This is a genomic window from Pseudarthrobacter oxydans, from assembly GCF_030812335.1.
GTDB classification, from domain to species: domain Bacteria; phylum Actinomycetota; class Actinomycetes; order Actinomycetales; family Micrococcaceae; genus Arthrobacter; species Arthrobacter oxydans_B.
Genome location: NZ_JAUSSN010000003.1, coordinates 277,690 through 296,441 on the forward strand (window position 1 = coordinate 277,690; position 18,752 = coordinate 296,441).

Consider the following 18,752-nt stretch of genomic DNA (forward strand, 5'->3'; position numbering starts at 1 on the left):
TCCATGGATGCACTCGATCAACTCCTAAAGACCTTCTTTGACTGGGAGGCGATGGCAGCTGTCGTACCGAACATGCTCACGGTCGGCCTGCCCAACACCCTGATCCTGGCGGTTTCCTCGGGCGTGCTCGGGTGCATCCTGGGCATGATCCTGGCCATCATGGGCACGTCCCGGAGCACCGCGCTCCGGTTGCTGTCCAGGATCTACACGGATATTTTCCGCGGCGTACCCGCGATCGTGATCATCCTGCTCATCGGGATCGGGCTCGGACCCCTGATCCGGGAACTGACCGGCTCCACGAACCCGTTCCCGCTCGGCATCCTGGCGCTGACGCTCATGGCGTCGGCCTACATCGGCGAGATCTTCCGCTCAGGCATCCAGAGCGTGGAAAAGGGCCAGCTCGAGGCGTCCAGGGCGCTGGGGTTCAGCTACAACTCCTCGATGCAGCTTGTCGTGATCCCGCAGGGCGTCCGCCGCGTGCTTCCGGCCCTGGTGAACCAGTTCATCTCGCTGATCAAGGATTCGTCCCTGATCTACCTGCTCGGCCTGCTCGCCAGCCAGCGGGAAATCTTCCGCATCGGCAACGACGCTGCAGCCAACACGGGCAACCTTTCCCCGCTGATCGCTGCCGCCGTGATGTACCTCGTTCTGACGGTCCCCCTCACGCACTTGGTCAATTACATCGACAAACGCCTGCGCACAGGCCGGCCGGAGAAGCCCCAGCCGGACGACGCCGCGGCCCTGATTGGGAAGGGAGCACAGCCATGAGCGACTTCGCCTCCGGTTCGCTGACCGGCAAGAACCTGCACCTGTCCTTCGGATCCAATCACGTTCTCCGCGGCATCGACCTCCATGTCGAGAAGGGCACCACCGCGTCGGTGATCGGCCCGTCCGGTTCCGGAAAATCCACGCTCCTGCGGGTGATGAACCGCCTGATCGAACCCGACCAGGGCGACATCCTGCTGGACGGGCGGTCGGTGCTCAAGGACAATCCGGATGAACTGCGCCAGCGCATCGGCATGGTGTTCCAGCAGTTCAACCTGTTCCCGCACAAGACCGTGGTGGACAACGTCTCCCTCGCACTGCGCAAGCTGCGCAAACTCCCGGCCGAGCAGGCACGGGCCGAGGCCCTCGAACAGCTCGACCTCGTCGGGCTCAAGCACAAGGCGGATGCCCGTCCGGCCAACCTCTCCGGCGGGCAGCAGCAGCGCGTGGCAATCGCGCGGGCGCTGGCCATGAAGCCGGAAGTGATGTTCTTCGACGAGGCTACCTCGGCACTTGACCCGGAGCTCGTCAAGGGCGTGCTGGCTCTGATGGCGGACCTCGCCAAGGGCGGCATGACCATGGTTGTGGTGACGCACGAGATGGGCTTCTGCCGCAACGTCTCGGACACCGTCACCTTTATGGACGCCGGTGTCGTCGTGGAGTCCGGTCCACCGGAACAGCTCTTCACGAACCCGCAGACGGAACGGCTCCAGGGCTTCCTTTCGGACGTCCTCTAGCGCGCAGAACGTCAGCGTTAACACTTGAGGCACCCGCCGCGGCGGGTGCCTCAAGTGTTAACGACAACGGCTGAACGGCCGGCCGTGGCCGTGCAGCCTTCGGGACTATGCCCGCGCGGCGGCCGCAGCCTTGGCGGCAGCGGGCAGCGCGTCGAAGATCCGGTTCATCGCGGCGTCGTCGTGCGCTGCGGACAGGAACCAGGCTTCGAAGACCGACGGCGGCAGGTACACCCCGGAGTCGAGCATGGAGTGGAAGAACGGCGCGTAGCGGAACACTTCCTGGCCCTGGGCGTCGTCGTAATTGTGCACTCCCCGGGCGGACGTGCCGAAGGCCACCGAGAACAGGTTCCCGGCACGCTGGATCGAGTGGTCCACCCCTGCCGTGTCCAGGGCCGCCGACAGGGCCGCGGAGAGCTCCAGCGAGCGGGCGTCCACGAAGGAGTAGACCTCGGCGGTGGCGTGCGTCAGGGTCGCGACGCCGGCGGCCATCGCCACCGGGTTACCGGACAGCGTGCCGGCCTGGTACACCGGGCCCAGCGGCGCGAGGTAGTCCATGACCTCGGCGCGGCCGGCGAGGGCCGCCGTCGGCATTCCGCCGCCGATGACCTTCCCGAAGGTGAGCAGGTCCGGGGTCCACGGCTCGGCGGCGTCGGCCGCGCCGCCGGTGAGTCCCCAGTAGCCGGAATACCCGGTGCGGAAGCCGGTGAGGACCTCGTCGAGGATCAGTAGGGCGCCGTGTTCGCGGGTGATGCGGGACAGTCCCGCGTTGAAGCCCTCCCCCGGGGTGACAACTCCCATGTTGGCGGGGGCCGCCTCGGTGATGACGGCGGCGATGTTGCCGCCGTGCTTCGCGAAGGCGGCCTCGACGGCGGCGAGGTCGTTGTAGGGCAGCACGAGGGTCTCGGCGGCGGTGGCGGCCGTGACGCCGGCGGAGCCCGGCAGCGCCAGGGTGGCGAGGCCGGAGCCGGCCGCGGCGAGCAGCCCGTCGAGGTGGCCGTGGTAGCAGCCGGCAAACTTGATGATGAGGTCATTGCCGGTGAAGCCGCGGGCCAGCCGGACGGCGGTCATGGTCGCCTCGGTGCCGGTGGAGACCATCCGGACGCGCTCGGCGGCCGGGACGCGTTCCTGGACGATCGCCGCGAGGTTGGCCTCGTCCGGGGTGGATGCCCCGAAGGACAGCCCGCGGTCCACCGCTGCGTGCACGGCGGCGAGGACCGCCGGGTGGGCATGTCCCAGCAATGCCGGGCCCCACGAGCAGACCAGGTCGACGTATTCGGCGCCGTCGGCATCGGTCAGGTACGGGCCCTTGGCGGAGACCATAAAACGCGGCGTCCCGCCGACCGAGCCGAACGCCCGGACCGGCGAGTTGACGCCGCCCGGCATCAGCTGGCGGGCGCGGTCAAAAAGTTCCTCGTTGCGAGGGTGGCTGGAAGTCATGGTTCCTATTCTTTCAGGTCAGTCTTGCGGGGAGGCCGCTGCCAGCCGGGCGGCCACCCGGGGGGCCACCTCGGTGCCGAACAGCTCGATTGAGCGCATCATCGCCTTGTGCGGCAGGGTGCCGTTGCTGTACTTGAGGTCGAAGCGGTCCACGGCCAAGTTCTTCTTGAGCAGCAGGATCTTCGCGGCCACGGTGTCCGGGGAGCCGACGTAGAGGGCGCCCTCGGGGGTGCACATGGCGTCGAACTCGGCCCGGTTGCCCGGGCCCCAGCCGCGCTCGGCGCCGATCAGGTTGCGCTGGGCGAGCCAGTGCGGGAAGAACTCCTCCCGCGCCTCCTCGTCGGTCTCGGCAACGTGGCCCGGTGAGTGCGTGGCCATCTGCTGCATCGGGTGGCCGTATTTCGCCATCGCGTCGCGGTAGAGGTTCGCCAGCGGGGCGAAGGAGCGCGGCTGTCCGCCGATGATCGCGAAGATGATCGGGTAGCCGTATTCGGCGCAGCGCAGCACCGATTCGGGCGTCCCGCCCACCCCGATCCAGGCGGGCAGCAGGTGGTGTTCCAGCGGCGGGTAGGCGCTGAGCCCGTTGATGGCCGGGCGGGTGCGGCCCTCCCAGTGGATGGGCTTCTGGGCGCGGGCCTTGTCGAAGAGTTCGAGCTTCTCCTCGAACAGGACCTCGTAGTCGGCCAGGTCGAGGCCGAAGAGCGGGAAGGACTCGACGAAGGAACCGCGGCCCAGCATGACCTCGGCCCGGCCGTTGGAGATGGCGTCCACGGTCGAGAAGCGCTGGAAGACGCGGATGGGGTCATCGGAGCTCAGGACGGTGACGGCCGAACCGAGCCGGATCCTTTTGGTCCGGGCGGCTGCCGCGGCGAGGAACACCTCGGGGGCGGACACTGCGAAGTCGCGGCGGTGGTGCTCCCCCACGCCGAAGGCATGGAGGCCCACTTCGTCCGCGAGTTCGGCCTGTTCCAGCAGCTGGCGCAGCACCTGGGCATGCGGGACCGGGTGCCCGTCGGGAAAGACCCCGACGTCGCCGAAGGTGTTCAGGCCCAGCAGGATGCGCCCCGGGCCCACGGGCGCCGTGGGGTTGGACGCGGAGGCCGGGCCGGTCGCCGTGCTCATCAGGACTCCTTCAGCCAGCCGGCGAGTTCGTTCGCCCAGTACGTCAGGACCATGTTGGCCCCGGCGCGTTTGATGCCGAGCACGGATTCGGTGATCGCGGCCCGGCGGTCGATCCAGCCGTTGGCGGCGGCGGCCTCGATCATCGAGTACTCACCGGATATCTGGTAGGCGGCGACCGGCACGGAACTCATGGCGGCGACGTCGGCGAGGATGTCGAGGTAGCTCATGGCGGGCTTCACCATGACCATGTCGGCGCCCTCGGCGAGGTCCAGCTCCACTTCGAGGATCGCTTCGCGGCGGTTCGCGGCGTCCATCTGGTAGGTGCGGCGGTCGCCCTTGAGCTGGGAATCAACCGCTTCGCGGAACGGCCCGTAGAACGCCGAGGCGTATTTCGCGGCGTAGGCGACGACCGCGGTGTTGGTGTGGCCGGCGTCCTCCAGGGCCTGCCGGATCACACCGATCTGGCCGTCCATCATCCCGGACGGGCCGAGCACGTGGGCGCCGGCCTCCGCCTGGGCCACGGCCATCCGGCCGTAAATCTCGAGGGTGGCATCGTTGTCCACGTAGCCGTCGGCGGCGAGGACACCGCAGTGCCCGTGGTCGGTGAATTCGTCCAGGCAGACGTCGCTCATGATGACCAGCTCGTCCCCGACCTCAGCGCGGACGTCCCGGATGGCCTTGTTCAGCACGCCGTCGGGGTCCAGCGAGGCGGTGCCGGCCGCGTCGCGGACGGCGGGGATGCCGAAGAGCATGATGCCGCCGACGCCGAGCGCCACGGCCTCACTGGCGGCGCGCTTCAGGGTGTCCGTGGTGTGCTGCTGCACGCCGGGCATCGAGGCGATCGGGTTCGGCTCGGTCAGGCCTTCACGGATGAACGCGGGCAGGATGAGTTCCGAAGCCGAGAGGCGGTGTTCGGCCGTCAGCCGGCGCATGGCCGGAGTGGTGCGGAGCCGGCGGGGTCGGTGGGTCGGGAAGCTCATACGGTGTCCTTTGCGGTGGGCTCTGCTGCTGGCTGAGGTGGTGGGGACGCCCGGCCGGCCAGGGACCGGACGACGGCGGCGACCAGGCCGGAGGCGGTGGGCGCCTCGGCAACGGCGGCGACCGTGAGGCCGAGCGACTCGGCCTCGGCGGCGGTTGACCGTCCGATCGCGACGAAGCGGCAGCCGCCCAGCGGGGCGAGGTCCTCGTGGATGCGCCGGGCCGCGCTGGGGGACGCGGCGACGACGGCGGCGAGCCGGCCGGCGCCGATTTCGGCTTTCGCCTGCTCCGGGGTGAGTACGGCGGCCGCATGGTCCCCGTCCGGGCCGGCGGCTGCATTGTGCCCCAGGGGCGTGGCGGGCTGGCACGCGGCGAGGCTCCGGCGCGGGTCGGCCGGGTAGTCCACGGTGCGGTACGCGGTGACGGCCTGCACGAAGGCGCCCCGGGCCTCCAGTCCGCGGCGGAGCCGGGGGTCGGCGATGTCGGCCTGCGGCAGGAGCACGCTGCCCTGGTGCTCGGGCCAGATATCGATGAGCCCGGCCCCGGACTGCTGCCCGGAGGGCGCCAGATCGACCGCAACTCCCCGGGATTCGAGGAAACGGCGGGTCGCGGGACCGATCGTGGCCACCAGGAGGCTGCCCGGCAGCCAGCGGCTGAGGGTCGTTCCCCGCTCGGCGGCCTTGGCCTCGAGCGCCTGGACCGTGGTCACGCTGCTGACCACAAGCCACGTGTAGGCGCCGGCGCCGAGGGCATCGAAGGCGACGTCCAGGGAGTGCTGATCACGGGCGAGCTCGAAATCGATCAGCGGCAGCAGCAGCGGATCGGCGCCGACCTTGCGCAACGCCGCGACCAGGTCCCCGGCACGGTCCGGGCTGCGCGCGATGAGAACCCGGGCGCCCTCGGGCACCCTCATCACCGCTTGCCCGTCGGTGTCGTTGCGGCCGCCGTGCCGTCCCATGACCTGATGGTTTCCGCCGTTCAGGAGGCGGCCAGGTCCGCGATGTCAGCGGCGCCGCGGGCCAGCAGGACTTCGGCGAGCTCAATCCCGAGCAGGGTGGCCCCGACCTCGGTCAGTCCGTCGGTGGCCTTTTTGTCCCGGACCGAGGCTGTTCCGTCCACGGCGCAGACCACGGCCTCAAGGTAGAGGAGGCTGCCCTTGCGGAAGGCGTAGGCGCCCACCGGCGCGGCACAGCCGGCTTCGAGGCGGGCCAGGAGCGCCCGTTCGGCGGTGATGGCAAGCCGCGTGTCGGGGTCGTCGAGGGCGGCGAGGGCCTGCGCGAGCACGCCCTGGGAGCCTTCGGTGGAACCCGCCTTGCGCGGCGCGTCAGCGGAACGGCACTCGATTGCGAGGGAGCCCTGTCCGGCGGCGGGCAGCATCACCTCGGTCTCGAGGTACTCGCTCACGGCGTCGAGCCGGCCGATCCGGGACAGCCCGGCGGCGGCCAGCACGACGGCGTCAAGATCGCAGCTTTTGCCTTCGACCACGGCGTCGGTGCTGTTGCCGGGCAGTCCGGGGACGCGGCCGAGCCGGGTATCCACGTTGCCGCGGATGTCACGGATGTCCAGATCCGGGCGGGCGGCCCGCAGCTGGGCCGCGCGCCGAGGCGAACCCGTGCCGACGCTGGCGCCGGTGGGCAGGTCCGCGAGCTTGAGCCCGTCACGGGCGCAGAGCACATCCCGGACGTCGGCGCGTTTCGGCGTCGCCGCGAGCGTCAGCCCGGGGGCTGCCCCGGTGGGGAGATCCTTGAGCGAGTGCACCGCGACGTCGCAGCGGTCCTGCAGCAGGGCATCGCGCAGGGCCGCGACGAAGACGCCGGTGCCGCCCATCTGGGACAGCGACCCGGTGAGGACGTCCCCGTCGGTGCGGATGTGCACCAGCTCGACGGGGAACCCGCCGACGGCGGCCAGCTGGTCCGCGGTCTGCTGCGTCTGGGTGAGGGCCAGTTTGCTGGCGCGGGTTCCGATCCGGACGCTCACAGTGCGTCCCGATCCGCCGCCGGAGCGGGGGTGCCGGCGGCAGCGGCGGCCGGGTAGGGGTCGTGGCCGGTGCCGGTGGTGGTGTCTGCGCCCGCGATGGTCGGCTTTTCGCCGCGGAAGTTGGCGCAGCAGCCCGGACGGCAGACGTCGTACCACGGGCCCAGGTTGGTCAGGTGCGGGCGCTCGGCGATGTTGTTCGCGGCGGTCCGCTCGCAGATCAGGTCCACGAGCCCGCCCACGAACTTGCGGTGCGTCCCGGGCGTGGGGACCCGCGTTGCGGCCAGGTCCAGCCTGGCGCAGGTTTCCAGGGCCTCGGTATCGAGGTCCCAGACGACTTCCATGTGGTCGCTGACGAAGCCGAGCGGGACGATGACGATGCCCTTGACACCCTGGCCGGCGAGTTCCTCGATGGCGTCGTTGATGTCCGGTTCCAGCCACGGCACGTGCGGGGCGCCGGAGCGGGACTGGTAGACGAGGGACCAGGGGGCGGTGTCGCCGGTCGCGGCCTCCACGCGGCGGATGACCTCGGTGCCGGAGGCCAGGTGCTGGGCGACGTAGGCGGAGTCTTCCTCGAAGTGGCGCGGTTCGGCATCGGAGCGGCCCGCTGCCTCGGCGTCGCGGGTGGGGATGGAGTGTGTGGCGAAAAGGATGTGGACCGGCGCGTCCGGGGTGCCGGCCGCAGCCAGCTGCGCGCGGACGTCGGCAAGGCCGGCGGCGGTGCCCTCCACGAACGGCTCGACGAAGCCGGGGTGGTCGAAGTACTGGCGGACCTTGTCGACTTCGAGCCGTCCGTCGAGGCCGGTTTCGGTCAGCGCGATGCCGATGTCCTCGCGGTACTGGCGGCAGCTGGAGTAGCAGGAGTAGGCGCTGGTGGTGACCATCAGGACCTTGCGGTGCCCGGCGTCGTAAATGTCCTGGAGGGTCTGCGGGATGTAGGGGGCCCAGTTGCGGTTGCCCCAGAAGACCGGCAGTCCGATCCCGCGGGCGGCGAGTTCGGCCTCGAGGCCGGCCTTGAGCTCGCGGTTCTGCTGGTTGATCGGGCTGATGCCGCCGTTGGCGCGGTAGTGGTGCGAGACCTCTTCGAGGCGCTCGTCCGGGATGCCGCGGCCGCGGGTGACATTGCGCAGGAACGGCAGGACGTCGTCCTGGCCTTCCGGGCCGCCGAAGGAGGCGAGCAGCACGGCGTCGTAGTCCTTCGGGGCCATCCGGCCGGCTTCGGTCACCTCGTTGATGGTGGAGTCGGCTGCGACTGCGCTCTGCGGATCCAGCGGGCTCATGACAGGACCTCGGCAATCTCGGCGGCGCTGACCCGGCGGCCGGTGTAGAACGGGATTTCCTCGCGGACGTGGTGGCGGGCTTCGGTGGCGCGCAGATGGCGCATCAGGTCCACGAGGTCCACCAGTTCGGGGGCTTCCAGGCCCAGTATCCATTCCCAGTCGCCCAGGGCGAAGGAGGACACCGTGTTGGAGATGACCTGGGGGAAGTCCCGGCCCAGCATGCCGTGGTCGCGCAGCATCGCCCCGCGCTCGGCGTCGGGCAGCAGGTACCACTCGTAGGAGCGGACGAAGGGGTAGACGCAGAGCCACTCTGCCGGTTCCACCCCGCGGGAGAAGGCGGGGGTGTGGTTCTTGGCGAACTCGGCCTCCCGGTGCACTCCCATGGCGGACCAGGCGATCTCGGTGCCGGTGAACAGCTTGCTGCGGCGGATGTCGCGGACCGCGCGCTGAAGGGCTTCCGGCTGGGGGCCGTGCAACCAGACCATGATGTCGGCATCCGCGCGCATTGCTGAAACGTCGTAGCTGCCGCGGTGGACCACGCCGGCCTCGGCCAGCCGCGCGGTGAGGGCTTCGTATTCCTCGGCAGCATCGCCGCTGCGGAGCACGTCGGCGGATCGCTTGAAAACCGTCCAGAGGGTGAAGAACTGCTCGGCTGATTCTTCGCTTGCTGATTCAGTTTTAGTGACAGTTTCGGCAGAAGTGTGGCTCATGGATACCAGTCTGCCCCTTCCCCTCAATGAAGTCGAAACAAAGCACTTCTACAGCGCGTAGAAGTGCTTTATTTCACATCGCCGGAGATTCGCGTGCCGGATGCGGCGCCCTGGGACAACCCTCGGGGTGTCAGACGCGGCGCAGCCGCAGGACCACGACGCCGGCGGCGCACGACAGTGCCACGAGACCGATACCCAGGCCGAGTAACGGCGAGGCTCCGGCGGGTTCCCGGGTCGAAGTCGCCTCCATCGAGGTGCTCCCGGAGCGGGGCTTGGCCGACGCTGTGGCGGGGCCGGCCGTGGCTGTCGGGGAAGCAGTGGCAGTGTTCGACGGCGACGCCGGCGCTGCCGGGACTTCGGCGGGGACCGCGGTCCCGGCGGGAACTTCGGCGGCCGGTACCGGTGCCGCAACGTTCCCGCCCGGGACGGGAGCCGCAGGCGGGGCCGGAGCCGGACGGATGGGCTGCGGTCCCGCAGGCACCGCCGGCACCGCCGGCACGGCCGGCACCGCCGGCACGGCCGGCACCGCCGGCACAGCTGGCTGCGGAGCAACGGGCTTGGGTGCCACGGGCTGCGGGGTGACGGTCCGGCTCGGCGACGGCTTGGGGCTGCGGCTGGGCTCCGGCTCGTCAGGGTCCTCGGAGGAGGTGGGCCGCGGCGAGGGGCCGGAAGGCGTGGGGCTCGGTGCGGCGTGCCTCGACGGCGCCAGCAGGCCGTCAACCAGGCCGGCGAGACCAAGGGACTGCAGGTCCGTCGCGCCGGCAACCGAGGCGGAAGCGGAAGCACTTGTGGCCGCGTGCGCGGCGGGCGCGCCTGCGGAAAAAGCCAGCACCACTCCGAGCGCGGCAGCCGCCGTGCCGCGCCGAAGTCCCCCATGGTGACCGGTCTGCGTTTTTTGGACGTTGGACCTGTGAGTAACCATGGTCATCGACCTTAGCCGTCAGCGGAGGCGGGGGAAAATTTGCCGTTTCCCGCTTTTTATGGGTGTCCGGGCGGCCGGAGCGGCGCCCGGTTAACGGGCTCCGGCACCACTCAGGGCAGCAGCGTCCGGACCTGGTGCGGGGTGTCGGCCACGATCGCGGCCAGGCCGTTGCCGGACAGCCAGCCGCCCACTATTGCCAGGGTGCCGTCCGCCGCGCAGATGCTGCGCACCTCCGCGACGCGGCGCTTGTGACCGAGCGAGGCGAACGGCAGTGCACCGCCCCAGCGCACAACGTCCCAGTCCACCACGTCGCCGGCGGTGACCGGAACGGAGAGCAGGGCGGAGGCGTCCTTCAAGGCCGCCTCGAACAGCTCCGTGTCGGTGCGGGGTTCCGGCCGGACCGCGGCTCCGTGCCGGGTGTCACCGCGGCCGTAGGACAGCCGGACAACGTGGGTGCCGGGGCCGGTCTGCTCGGCCAGCCACTCCCATTTGGCGGTGGCGTGGGTGAGGGCCTTGGCCTGGATTCCGGGGCTCTGCGGCGCGACCAGGACTCCGGTGCCGCGCGGCCGGGCGTCGAGCTGGGGCAGGTCCACCACGAGCGTGACCAGACTGACATCGGGTCCGGGCTCGGGGCGGTGGCCGGCCAGCTCCGGCAGGGCGCCGGAGAGCAGTTCGATGGCGGCCGGGCCTTCCACGGCGACGACCAGGAGCCCGGCGTCGTAGGCGGTGCCGCCTGCGGTGACCCGCCAGCCGCCGGCAGTGCGCTCCACGGTGTCGGCCCGGGTGCCGCCGAGCAGCGTCACGCCCTGGCGGCGCAGCTCGGCCAGCAGGGCCGGGATCAGGGTGTGCATTCCGCCGCGCAGTCCCGCCACGGCCGATCCCGCCTTCTGCAGCGCCGGTGACGGCGCCCCGGGCACAGGCCCTCCCCCTGCCGGGGCGCCACGACGTTGCGCCCCGACGGCGGCGGCCAGGGAGCCGTGGTCCCGGATCCCGGCACGCAGGCCGGGGGCCACCATGTCGATGTCCAGGACGTCCGGGTCTGCGGAGTGGACGCCGCCGACGACGGGCGCCACGAGGCGGTCGAGCACGCGCCGTCCCATCCGCGCGCGGACCAGGGCCGAGACGCTCACGGCCTCGTCCCGGGTCCCCAGCGAGGCGGGCAGCAGCTTGTCGAGCGAGGCCCGGAGCGAACCCAGCAGGCCGAGGGAGCGGCGGACTTCCGGGTCCCAGGGGTTGGCCGGGATGCCTAGGACTCCGGTGCGGGGAAGTTCGCGCGGACCGTCGGGCAACTGGACCCAGGCGCCGCCCGGCCGCGGGGCGACGATCTTCCCGGCCAGCTCCAGTTCGGCGGCGAGATCCGCGACGGCGGAGGACCGGGTGGCGAAGGACTCGGCGCCGCTGTCCAGGGTCAGGCCGGCTACGACATGGCTGCCGACGCAGCCGCCCCACGCGCCGGAGGCCTCCAGGACCGTGGTGCGGACGCCGGCGCGGGCCAGTTCGCGGGCGGCCAGCAGGCCGGAGATCCCGCCGCCCACCACCACGGCGGTGGGCGCTGCGGTGTCCCCGGCGGTACCGCGGGCTGCCTCCACGCGCTTACTCCGGGGAGATCGAGTGGATGAGTTTGACGACGCGCGTCAGCACGTCGGGATCGGTTTCCGGCGGCACACCGTGGCCGAGGTTCAGCACGTGGCCGGGGGCTGCGGCGCCGGCGGCGATAACGTCGCGGACGTGGGCTTCCAGCACCTCCCACGGCGCGGACAGCAGGGCCGGGTCGATGTTGCCCTGCAGCGGCACCGTGCCGCCCAGCCGGCGGTTGGCTTCATCCAGCGGCAGCCGGTAGTCCACCCCGACGACGTCGACGCCGACGTCGCGCATGGCGACGAGCAGTTCCGAGGTGCCGGTGCCGAAGTGGATCAGCGGGGCGCCGAGGTCACGCACGTGATCCAGTGCGCGGGTGGAGGCCGGGGCGACGAAGCGTTTGTAGTCGGCCAGGCCGAGGGATCCTGCCCAGGAGTCGAAGAGCTGGCCGGCGGAAGCACCGGCTTCCAGCTGGGCCCGCAGGAACATGCCGGAGGCGTCCGCGGCCCAGTTGGCCAGCGCGGTCCAGGTCTCCGGGTCGGCGTGCATCATGGTGCGCGGGCCGAGGTGGTCGCGGGAGGGCTTTCCTTCGACCATGTAGGCCGCGAGCGTGAACGGCGCGCCGGCGAAGCCGATCAGCGGGGTCTTCCCCAGCTGGGCCACGGTGAGCCGGACGGCTTCGCGGATGGGTTCGAGGGCTTCCCAGGTCAGCTGGGGCAGGGCGGCGACGTCGGCCGCGGTGCGGACCGGCTTCTCCAGCACGGGACCGACGCCGGGAACAATGTCCACGCCGACTCCGGCCAGCTTGAGCGGAATCACGATATCGGAGAAGAAGATGGCGGCGTCGACGTCGTGACGGCGGACCGGCTGCAGGGTGATCTCGGAGGCCAGGTCCGGCCGCAGGCAGGAGTCCAGCATCGCGACCCCCTCGCGCAGCTTGAGGTATTCGGGCAACGAGCGACCGGCCTGGCGCATGAACCACACCGGACGGCGCGAGGGCTTGCCGCCGCGGTAGGCGGTGATCAGCGGGGAATCCGCGGTGCGGCCGTCCATCAGAGGGTGCCCGGCGTCAAGGCCGGAGAGTTCAGGAGTTGCCGCAGCGCGAGGAGTCATGACTTCGATTGTGCCGAAAATCAGCCCCAAAAGATAACGACAGCCTGTCACCGACATGGGCAGCGACCCGGGCTGCGCCCAGCCTGCGCCCCGGCCGTGGCGGGAATCACAGCCCCGCGTGTGCAGTCGCACGCCGGGCTGTTGTTCTACGCGGGAACGAAAAAGCTATGATTGTGATGCTGTGGTTCTTTTTTCTCTGGTGGCGACCCACGCCGACATCGACCTCGAGACCGTTGCTCTACTGAGCACCGGTGCTTCCGAGCTCGCCACATCCGCCCTCGCCGGATCGCCGGCCGTGGCGGGTGCCATTGTGCTCGCCACCTGCAACCGTTTCGAAATTTACGGTGAAGCCCACCGGCAGGACGACGTCGAAGACGCCCGCCTGGCCCTCATCGCCCAGCTCAGCGGCTCCACCGGACTCAACGAACAGCTCGTGGCGCGTTCCTTCAGCACCCGCACAGGCGCGGACGTCACCCAGCACCTGTTCTCCGTCAGCTCCGGGCTGGACTCCGCCGTCGTCGGGGAACGCGAAATAGCCGGCCAGGTCCGGCGGGCCCTGATTACGGCCCAGCACGAAGGCACGGCCAGCCCCGGGCTTGTCCGCCTCTTTCAGGCGGCGTCGAAGACCGCCAAGGACGTCGGAGCGCAGACGGCCCTGGGCGCCCGCGGCCTCTCGGTGGTCTCCGTGGCCCTTGACCTCGCGACCGAACTCTCCGAAGTCCCCGACTGGTCCACCAAAAAGGTCGTGGTGTTCGGCACCGGCGCCTACGCCGGCGCCACCATGTCGCTGCTGCGTGAACGCGGCTGCACGGACGTGTCCGTGTACTCCTCCTCGGGACGCGCCGCCGGTTTCGTCGCCACCCGCGGCGGGACCGCGCTGGACGGCGACAGCCTCCCGGCCGCCGTGGCCGCCGCCGACGTCATGATCGGCTGCAGCGGCGCGGACACCCGCGTTGAAGCATCCGAGCTGGCCATGGTCCGGGCGTCCTCGCCCCAGCCCCTGATCGCCATCGACCTCGCCCTCACCCACGATTTTGATCCCGCCGTTGGCGGACTCGACGGCGTCGAACTGCTCACGCTGGAATCGGTGCGCCTGGCCGCCCCGCAGGAACAGTCCGAATCGCTGGCCCAGGCCAGCAGCATAGTGGCCGGCGCGGCCAGCGCCTTCGAGCAGGAACGCGAGGCCCGCTCGGTGGACTCGGCCATTGTCGCCCTGCGCCGTCACACCATGAATGTGCTGGACGCGGAAATGGAAAAGGTCCGGGCCCGCCACGGCTGCACCGCCGCGGCCGAGGAAGTCGAGTTCGCGCTCCGCCGGATGGTCAAGCAGCTGCTGCACGTTCCCACTGTCCGGGCCCGCGAGCTCGCCGCCAACGGTCAGCAGGAAGACTACGTGGCCGCCCTGGAGGCGCTGTACGGCATCACGGTCGAACAGCCCGTGGCAAAAGCGGCCGACGCCGGATGCCCGGTTGAACACCAGGACCCTTCCGCACCGGGCAGCGTGCGGGAAATCGCTTAAGCGGCGCTCCCACCGGGGCAGATAATGCCTTCAGCGATCAGACGGCTTCCCGTCGAAACTCGGCATCAACGATTCAATTACGCTACCCCTGGGCATCCGCCAGGACACCGGTCCGCGACATGATTCAGCATGCCAACCTGTCACGCACTAATTCAGAGACAGGCCTGGTGGCCGGTGTCTGCGTTCGGCCAGGGGTGCCAGGCCGTGAATAGGTGCCAGTCCGGGAAGGGATCCGGGGGCAGTTCCAGGTCGGGGTCCCGGCCGGGGTCCGGGGGCGCGTCCACGTCGGGATCACAGTCGGGATCCCGGCCGGGATCCGGCGGCGGGTCCAGATCGGTATCCCAGCCGGGGTGCGCGGGCAGGTCCAGTTCGGGATTCCAACCTGGATGCGCCGTCAGGGCCAGTTCGGGATCCGGGTCCGGATATGGTCTTGGATCCGGGGGCAGGCTTTGGCCCTGGCCCGGGTCCGGGAGTGTGTCCGTGGCCGGCAGGAGGTTTGGTGGCCAGTCGGGTGGTTCCCAGTCCTGCTGTTCGCTGGGATAGTACCGGCCGGAGGGTGAGGTCCAGCCGGGTGGTTTGTCTTTGCTGGCTCCGGAGGGGGTCCATCCGGAGCCGTGTTTGAGGCCGTGGTGTTTCCGGCAGGGCTGGCCGAGGTTGGTGATGCCGGTGGTGCCTCCGTCGGCCCAGGCCAGGAGGTGGTCGGCCTCGTTGTCCAGGGACGGGTTGTTGCAGCCCGGGAAGGGACACCGGCCGTCGCGGAGCCGGAGCCACTGGCGCATGGCCTTCGTGAGGCGGTAGTTGGTCCGGCCGATTTCCAGCGGCGCGCCGTCGCGGGGGTCGGTCAGGACGCGGTGGAAGGACTCCGCGCCGTCGGCGATCAGGGCCCGGGCCATGGACGGCGGGATCGGCCCGTACCCGTCCAGCATCGCCGGCTCCCCGGTGGCACCGAGCAGGGACAGGACCGGGACGGTGATCAGGACCTGCGCCCGCGGCACCGGCACATCCCCGGCCAGGCCGTTGACATCAGCGCCGCCGCCGTAGTTCAGGAGCAAAGACGCGGCGACGTCGGCGCGGAGCTGGGTCAGGGTCCGGGTCTCGGCCGGGCCCTGGAGCGCGCGGGCCGCGGCGGTGGTCCGTTCCCAGATCCCCGCGGCCGTCACCGCCGGCAAGTACGCGGAGAACCAGGCCATCCCGTCCCGGTCCGGACCGAACTCGACCCGCCGGTCCTTCGCGGACCTGGTGTGGCGTTTCTCGATGCTGTCCGGGTGGTGGCGTTCGCGCCAGGTGCGGGATTTGGCGCGGAAGCGTCCCGGGACGAGTTCCCCGGCGGGGCATCCGCGGGCCGGGTGGGGCGCGTCGGGGTCCAGGAAGTGCGCCTCCAGCGCCGCCGCCCGTTCCGGGCCCAGGCCGGCGGTTTCATCGACGAGGATCCGGGCGTGGGCCCAGGAGATCGTCCCGTCCTGCAACGCGTCCAGGGTCAGCGGCAGCTGCGTGGTCAGGGCCTGGCTCTGATCCAGCAGGGCGCCGGCGGCGTGTTCGCTGACCGTCAGGACACACGCGAGCTCCGCGACCATCGCCATCTCCTGGACGGTGCGGTCATGAAGGGACGCCGTCGGGGACGCCATCGCCCGGGTCGCCTCCGCGTAATCCGCGGTCAGCCGCACCTTCAGCGCCGCGAACCGGGCCTCCTCCCGCGCCGCCTCGGCGAGCCCGTCCAGGCACGCCTCCGCCCGATCCCGCAACGGATCAGCCCAAGGATCAAGCTCGGCGTCCCGCAGCGACTCGGCATCGCGGAACGGAACGGGGCCGGACTGATCAGTGCCCGGCTGATCAGTGCCCGGCTGATCAATGCCCGACTGATCAGCATGGCCCGCGCCGGCGCCGCTGATTGCAGCCAGCGCGGCGACGGACGCGGCGACGGCCGCCAGGGCCTCCCTGCTCTCCGCACTCCACACCGTGCTTTCCATACGCTCAGGCTAGAAGATGGCTACGACAGTTTTGATGGAACTGGCGATGACCGTGCGATTGTCGGTGACGGCAGCGATCCACGCCACTGTGCTGTGGAGTTCAGCGCATAGTGATGACTTTCTGTGATCGCTCGGTGTCGCTCACGCCGCTCCCGACGAAGGGCTGCCCGCCACCATATAATCCGAGTATGCCAATAACGCGCCTTGACCGAGGCAACCTCGTCCAGCCGTCCGCCTTCAAGCAGTACGGAAGCGAGCTGTGAGCGGCGGCCTGGTCGCCCTGCTGGACGACATCGCAGCCCTGGCCCGCATAGCGGCCGCCTCCGTGGACGACGTCGCGGCCGGAGCCGCCAAGGCGGGGGCCAAGGCCGCGGGCGTGGTCATCGACGATGCCGCCGTCACCCCGCAATACGTGTCCGGGGCGGACCCGTCCCGCGAACTGCCGATGATCAAGCGGATCTTCTGGGGCTCGCTCCGAAACAAACTGTTTATCATCCTGCCGGCGCTGCTGCTCATCAGCGCCTTCATCCCGGGGGTCATTCCGTTCATCCTCATGCTGGGCGGCACCTACCTCTGCTACGAGGGGGCCGAGAAGGTCTGGCACAAGCTCCGCGGCCACCACGCAGCCGAAGAAGAGACGCCGGCGGTCGACCGGGGCCCGGAGGCGGAGGCCAAGGTCACCAAGGGCGCCATCACCACCGACTTCATCCTTTCCTGCGAAATCATGGTCATCGCGATGAACGAAGTGTCCGCCGAGTCCTTGTGGGCCCGGGCGGTCATCCTGGTGGTCGTGGCGCTCGCGATCACGGTGCTCGTGTACGGCGCCGTCGCTCTCATTGTGAAGATGGACGACATCGGCCTGCACCTGGCAGCCAAGGACTCTGCAGGCTCCCAGCGCTTCGGCGAGCTGCTCGTCAAGGGGATGCCCTCCGTGCTGACCACGATCACCGTTATCGGGACGGTCGCCATGCTGTGGGTGGGCGGTCACATCATGCTGCAGGGGGCCTACGACCTCGGCTGGCACGTGCCGTATGACCTGGTCCACGTCCTCGAGGCTCCTGTCGCCGGGATCCCGGTGCTCGGCGGCTTCCTGGCCTGGCTCGTGAACACCCTGTGCTCGGCCGTCCTCGGACTCGCTTGGGGCCTCCTCGTCATGGCTATCGTGCACCCGCTGCTAAAAGTGCTGCCATTCGGCAAAAAGAAGGGCGGGCACGAGGAGGGCGACATCCGCGCCGAACTCGCCGGCTATCGGCCGACGAAACGTAATGACGATCCCGCCTCCTAGCTCGTCCCCACCGGGGGAAGAGATAGGCGGACGATCACAACGCATCGGATTCACTCCAGACTGACCCGGTCAGTAGACCGGTTTGTCCGGCTCCACGTCCCGCACCCAGGCCAGGATTCCGCCGTCGAGGTGGCTGACGCGCTCATACCCGGCAGCCCGGGCGGCTGCGAGGACGGCCGCGGACCGGGTCCCGCCCTTGCAATGGAACACGATGTCCATGTCCTGCGGCAGCTCATTCCAGGCCTCACCGGCAAGGATCCGGCCCTGCGGAATCAGCACGGCCCCGTCGATCCGGACGATCTCGTACTCCCCTGTTTCCCGCACATCGACCAGGTGGAAGTCCTTGAGTCCGGCCGTGCGGGAAGCCAGCATGGTGGCCAGCTGCGTTGCGGTCACGGTGTGTTCGGTGCCCGCCTCCGCGGCCGGGGTGATGCCGCAGAATGCCTCGTAGTCGGTCAGTTCCGTGATCCGCTCCGCCTCGGGATCCCGGGAGACCTTGATTTCGCGCCAGGTCCCGCCCAGGGCGTCGAAGAGCGCCACGCGGCCCAGCAGGGAACGCCCGACGCCGGTGATCAGCTTGACGGCCTCCGTCACCATGAGCGAGCCGACGGCGGCGCAGAGCATCCCGAACACGCCGCCTTCGCCGCAGGACGGCACGGAGCCGGCGGGGGGCGCCTCCGGGTACAGGTCCCGGTAGGTGGGGCCGAAGTGTTCCCAGAAGACGCTGACCTGCCCGTCGAAGCGGAAGATCGAACCCCAGACGTATGGCTTGCCGAGGATCGCCGCGGCATCGTTCACGAGGTAGCGGGTGGCGAAGTTGTCGGCGCCGTCCAGGATGAGGTCGTAGCCGGCAAACAGCTCCAGGGCGTTGGAGGCGTCCAGCCGGACATTGTGCAGCCGGACCTCCACGAGCGGGTTCAGGGCGGCAATGGCGTCGCGCGCCGACTCGATCTTGGGCCGGCCCACATCCGCCACGCCGTGGATCACCTGGCGCTGGAGGTTGCTCAGGTCCACGGTGTCGTCGTCGACGATTCCCAGGGTGCCCACGCCGGCGGCCGCCAGGTACAGCAGCGCCGGAGAGCCCAGGCCGCCGGCGCCGATCACGAGGACCTTGGCATTTTTCAGGCGGCGCTGCCCGATGGACCCGATCTCCGGGATGATCAGGTGCCGGGAGTACCGTTCCACCTCGTCCGGGCTCAGTCCGTCGGCCGGTTCCACCAGCGGTCCGGGCGCCACGGGCGCAGTTTCCGGGGTTGCGGGGCCTGTGCTGGGGGTGAACTTGGAAGCCATACTTCAATCTATGCCCGAAGATGCCGCCAGGTCATATTACCGGCACGTAAAGTAGACGTAACAGCAAGCGAAAGA

At 70.1% G+C, this 18,752-nt stretch carries 16 protein-coding genes; 4 read left to right on the plus strand and 12 right to left on the minus strand.

Annotated features, from left to right (window positions below; translation table 11 throughout):
- Positions 1-3 precede the first annotated feature (3 nt).
- Both J2W14_RS06500 and J2W14_RS06505 read left to right on the plus strand, forming a co-directional pair.
- A complete protein-coding gene (locus J2W14_RS06500; protein ID WP_307460055.1) occupies positions 4-768 on the plus strand; it encodes an amino acid ABC transporter permease in 765 nt (254 codons plus the stop codon).
- On the plus strand, positions 765-1,502 hold the full coding sequence (locus tag J2W14_RS06505) for an amino acid ABC transporter ATP-binding protein (RefSeq protein WP_307460057.1): 738 nt from the start codon (positions 765-767) through the stop codon (positions 1,500-1,502). The genes J2W14_RS06500 and J2W14_RS06505 overlap by 4 nt, the downstream gene beginning before the upstream one ends.
- 105 nt (positions 1,503-1,607) lie before the next feature.
- Here J2W14_RS06505 and hemL read toward each other — a convergent pair whose 3' ends face one another.
- From hemL to hemE, 10 genes are all read right to left on the minus strand, one after another.
- Entirely contained in the window at positions 1,608-2,939 is a 1,332-nt protein-coding gene (gene hemL / locus J2W14_RS06510) for a glutamate-1-semialdehyde 2,1-aminomutase (RefSeq protein ID WP_307460060.1), read from the minus strand.
- Positions 2,940-2,957: 18 nt separating this feature from the next.
- The gene (locus J2W14_RS06515; RefSeq protein WP_307460064.1) at positions 2,958-4,061 is read right to left on the minus strand and encodes an LLM class flavin-dependent oxidoreductase; all 1,104 of its coding nucleotides are present in this window, start codon (positions 4,059-4,061) and stop codon (positions 2,958-2,960) included.
- Positions 4,061-5,041 (minus strand): porphobilinogen synthase, encoded by a 981-nt coding sequence (gene hemB / locus J2W14_RS06520; RefSeq protein ID WP_307460067.1) that lies wholly within the window; start codon positions 5,039-5,041, stop codon positions 4,061-4,063. The genes J2W14_RS06515 and hemB overlap by 1 nt, the downstream gene beginning before the upstream one ends.
- Positions 5,038-5,997, minus strand: coding sequence for a uroporphyrinogen-III synthase (locus tag J2W14_RS06525; protein ID WP_307460070.1), 960 nt, complete (start codon positions 5,995-5,997; stop codon positions 5,038-5,040). Before J2W14_RS06525 ends, hemB begins: the two co-directional genes overlap by 4 nt.
- 20 nt (positions 5,998-6,017) lie before the next feature.
- Positions 6,018-7,016, minus strand: coding sequence for a hydroxymethylbilane synthase (gene hemC / locus J2W14_RS06530; RefSeq protein WP_307460073.1), 999 nt, complete (start codon positions 7,014-7,016; stop codon positions 6,018-6,020).
- Positions 7,013-8,293 (minus strand): ferrochelatase, encoded by a 1,281-nt coding sequence (locus J2W14_RS06535; RefSeq protein WP_307460076.1) that lies wholly within the window; start codon positions 8,291-8,293, stop codon positions 7,013-7,015. Before J2W14_RS06535 ends, hemC begins: the two co-directional genes overlap by 4 nt.
- The gene (gene hemQ / locus J2W14_RS06540; RefSeq protein ID WP_307460079.1) at positions 8,290-9,003 is read right to left on the minus strand and encodes a hydrogen peroxide-dependent heme synthase; all 714 of its coding nucleotides are present in this window, start codon (positions 9,001-9,003) and stop codon (positions 8,290-8,292) included. The genes J2W14_RS06535 and hemQ overlap by 4 nt, the downstream gene beginning before the upstream one ends.
- Positions 9,004-9,133: 130 nt before the next feature.
- Positions 9,134-9,925, minus strand: coding sequence for a hypothetical protein (locus J2W14_RS06545; protein WP_307460081.1), 792 nt, complete (start codon positions 9,923-9,925; stop codon positions 9,134-9,136).
- A gap of 110 nt (positions 9,926-10,035) precedes the next feature.
- The gene (locus tag J2W14_RS06550) at positions 10,036-11,514 is read right to left on the minus strand and encodes a protoporphyrinogen/coproporphyrinogen oxidase (RefSeq protein ID WP_307460085.1); all 1,479 of its coding nucleotides are present in this window, start codon (positions 11,512-11,514) and stop codon (positions 10,036-10,038) included.
- A 4-nt stretch (positions 11,515-11,518) separates the two neighbouring features.
- Positions 11,519-12,616, minus strand: a complete 1,098-nt coding sequence (gene hemE / locus J2W14_RS06555; protein ID WP_307460088.1) for a uroporphyrinogen decarboxylase — start codon at positions 12,614-12,616, stop codon at positions 11,519-11,521.
- A gap of 181 nt (positions 12,617-12,797) precedes the next feature.
- Here hemE and J2W14_RS06560 point away from each other — a divergent pair, with 181 nt between their 5' ends.
- Positions 12,798-14,135, plus strand: coding sequence for a glutamyl-tRNA reductase (locus J2W14_RS06560; protein WP_307460091.1), 1,338 nt, complete (start codon positions 12,798-12,800; stop codon positions 14,133-14,135).
- Between the two features lie 152 nt (positions 14,136-14,287).
- On the opposite strand, the gene J2W14_RS06565 is transcribed toward J2W14_RS06560, so the two are convergent.
- Positions 14,288-16,102 carry an HNH endonuclease signature motif containing protein gene (locus J2W14_RS06565; RefSeq protein WP_307460093.1) on the minus strand — a complete coding sequence of 605 codons (1,815 nt, stop codon included), beginning with the start codon at positions 16,100-16,102 and terminating at the stop codon, positions 14,288-14,290.
- Positions 16,103-16,361: 259 nt separating this feature from the next.
- Between J2W14_RS06565 and J2W14_RS06570 the strand changes: the two genes are divergently transcribed.
- Complete coding sequence (locus tag J2W14_RS06570; RefSeq protein WP_307460096.1) at positions 16,362-17,387, plus strand: DUF808 domain-containing protein; 1,026 nt, start codon at positions 16,362-16,364, stop codon at positions 17,385-17,387.
- A 69-nt stretch (positions 17,388-17,456) separates the two neighbouring features.
- Here J2W14_RS06570 and moeB read toward each other — a convergent pair whose 3' ends face one another.
- Positions 17,457-18,677 carry a molybdopterin-synthase adenylyltransferase MoeB gene (moeB, locus tag J2W14_RS06575; RefSeq protein ID WP_307460099.1) on the minus strand — a complete coding sequence of 407 codons (1,221 nt, stop codon included), beginning with the start codon at positions 18,675-18,677 and terminating at the stop codon, positions 17,457-17,459.
- Positions 18,678-18,752 lie beyond the last annotated feature (75 nt).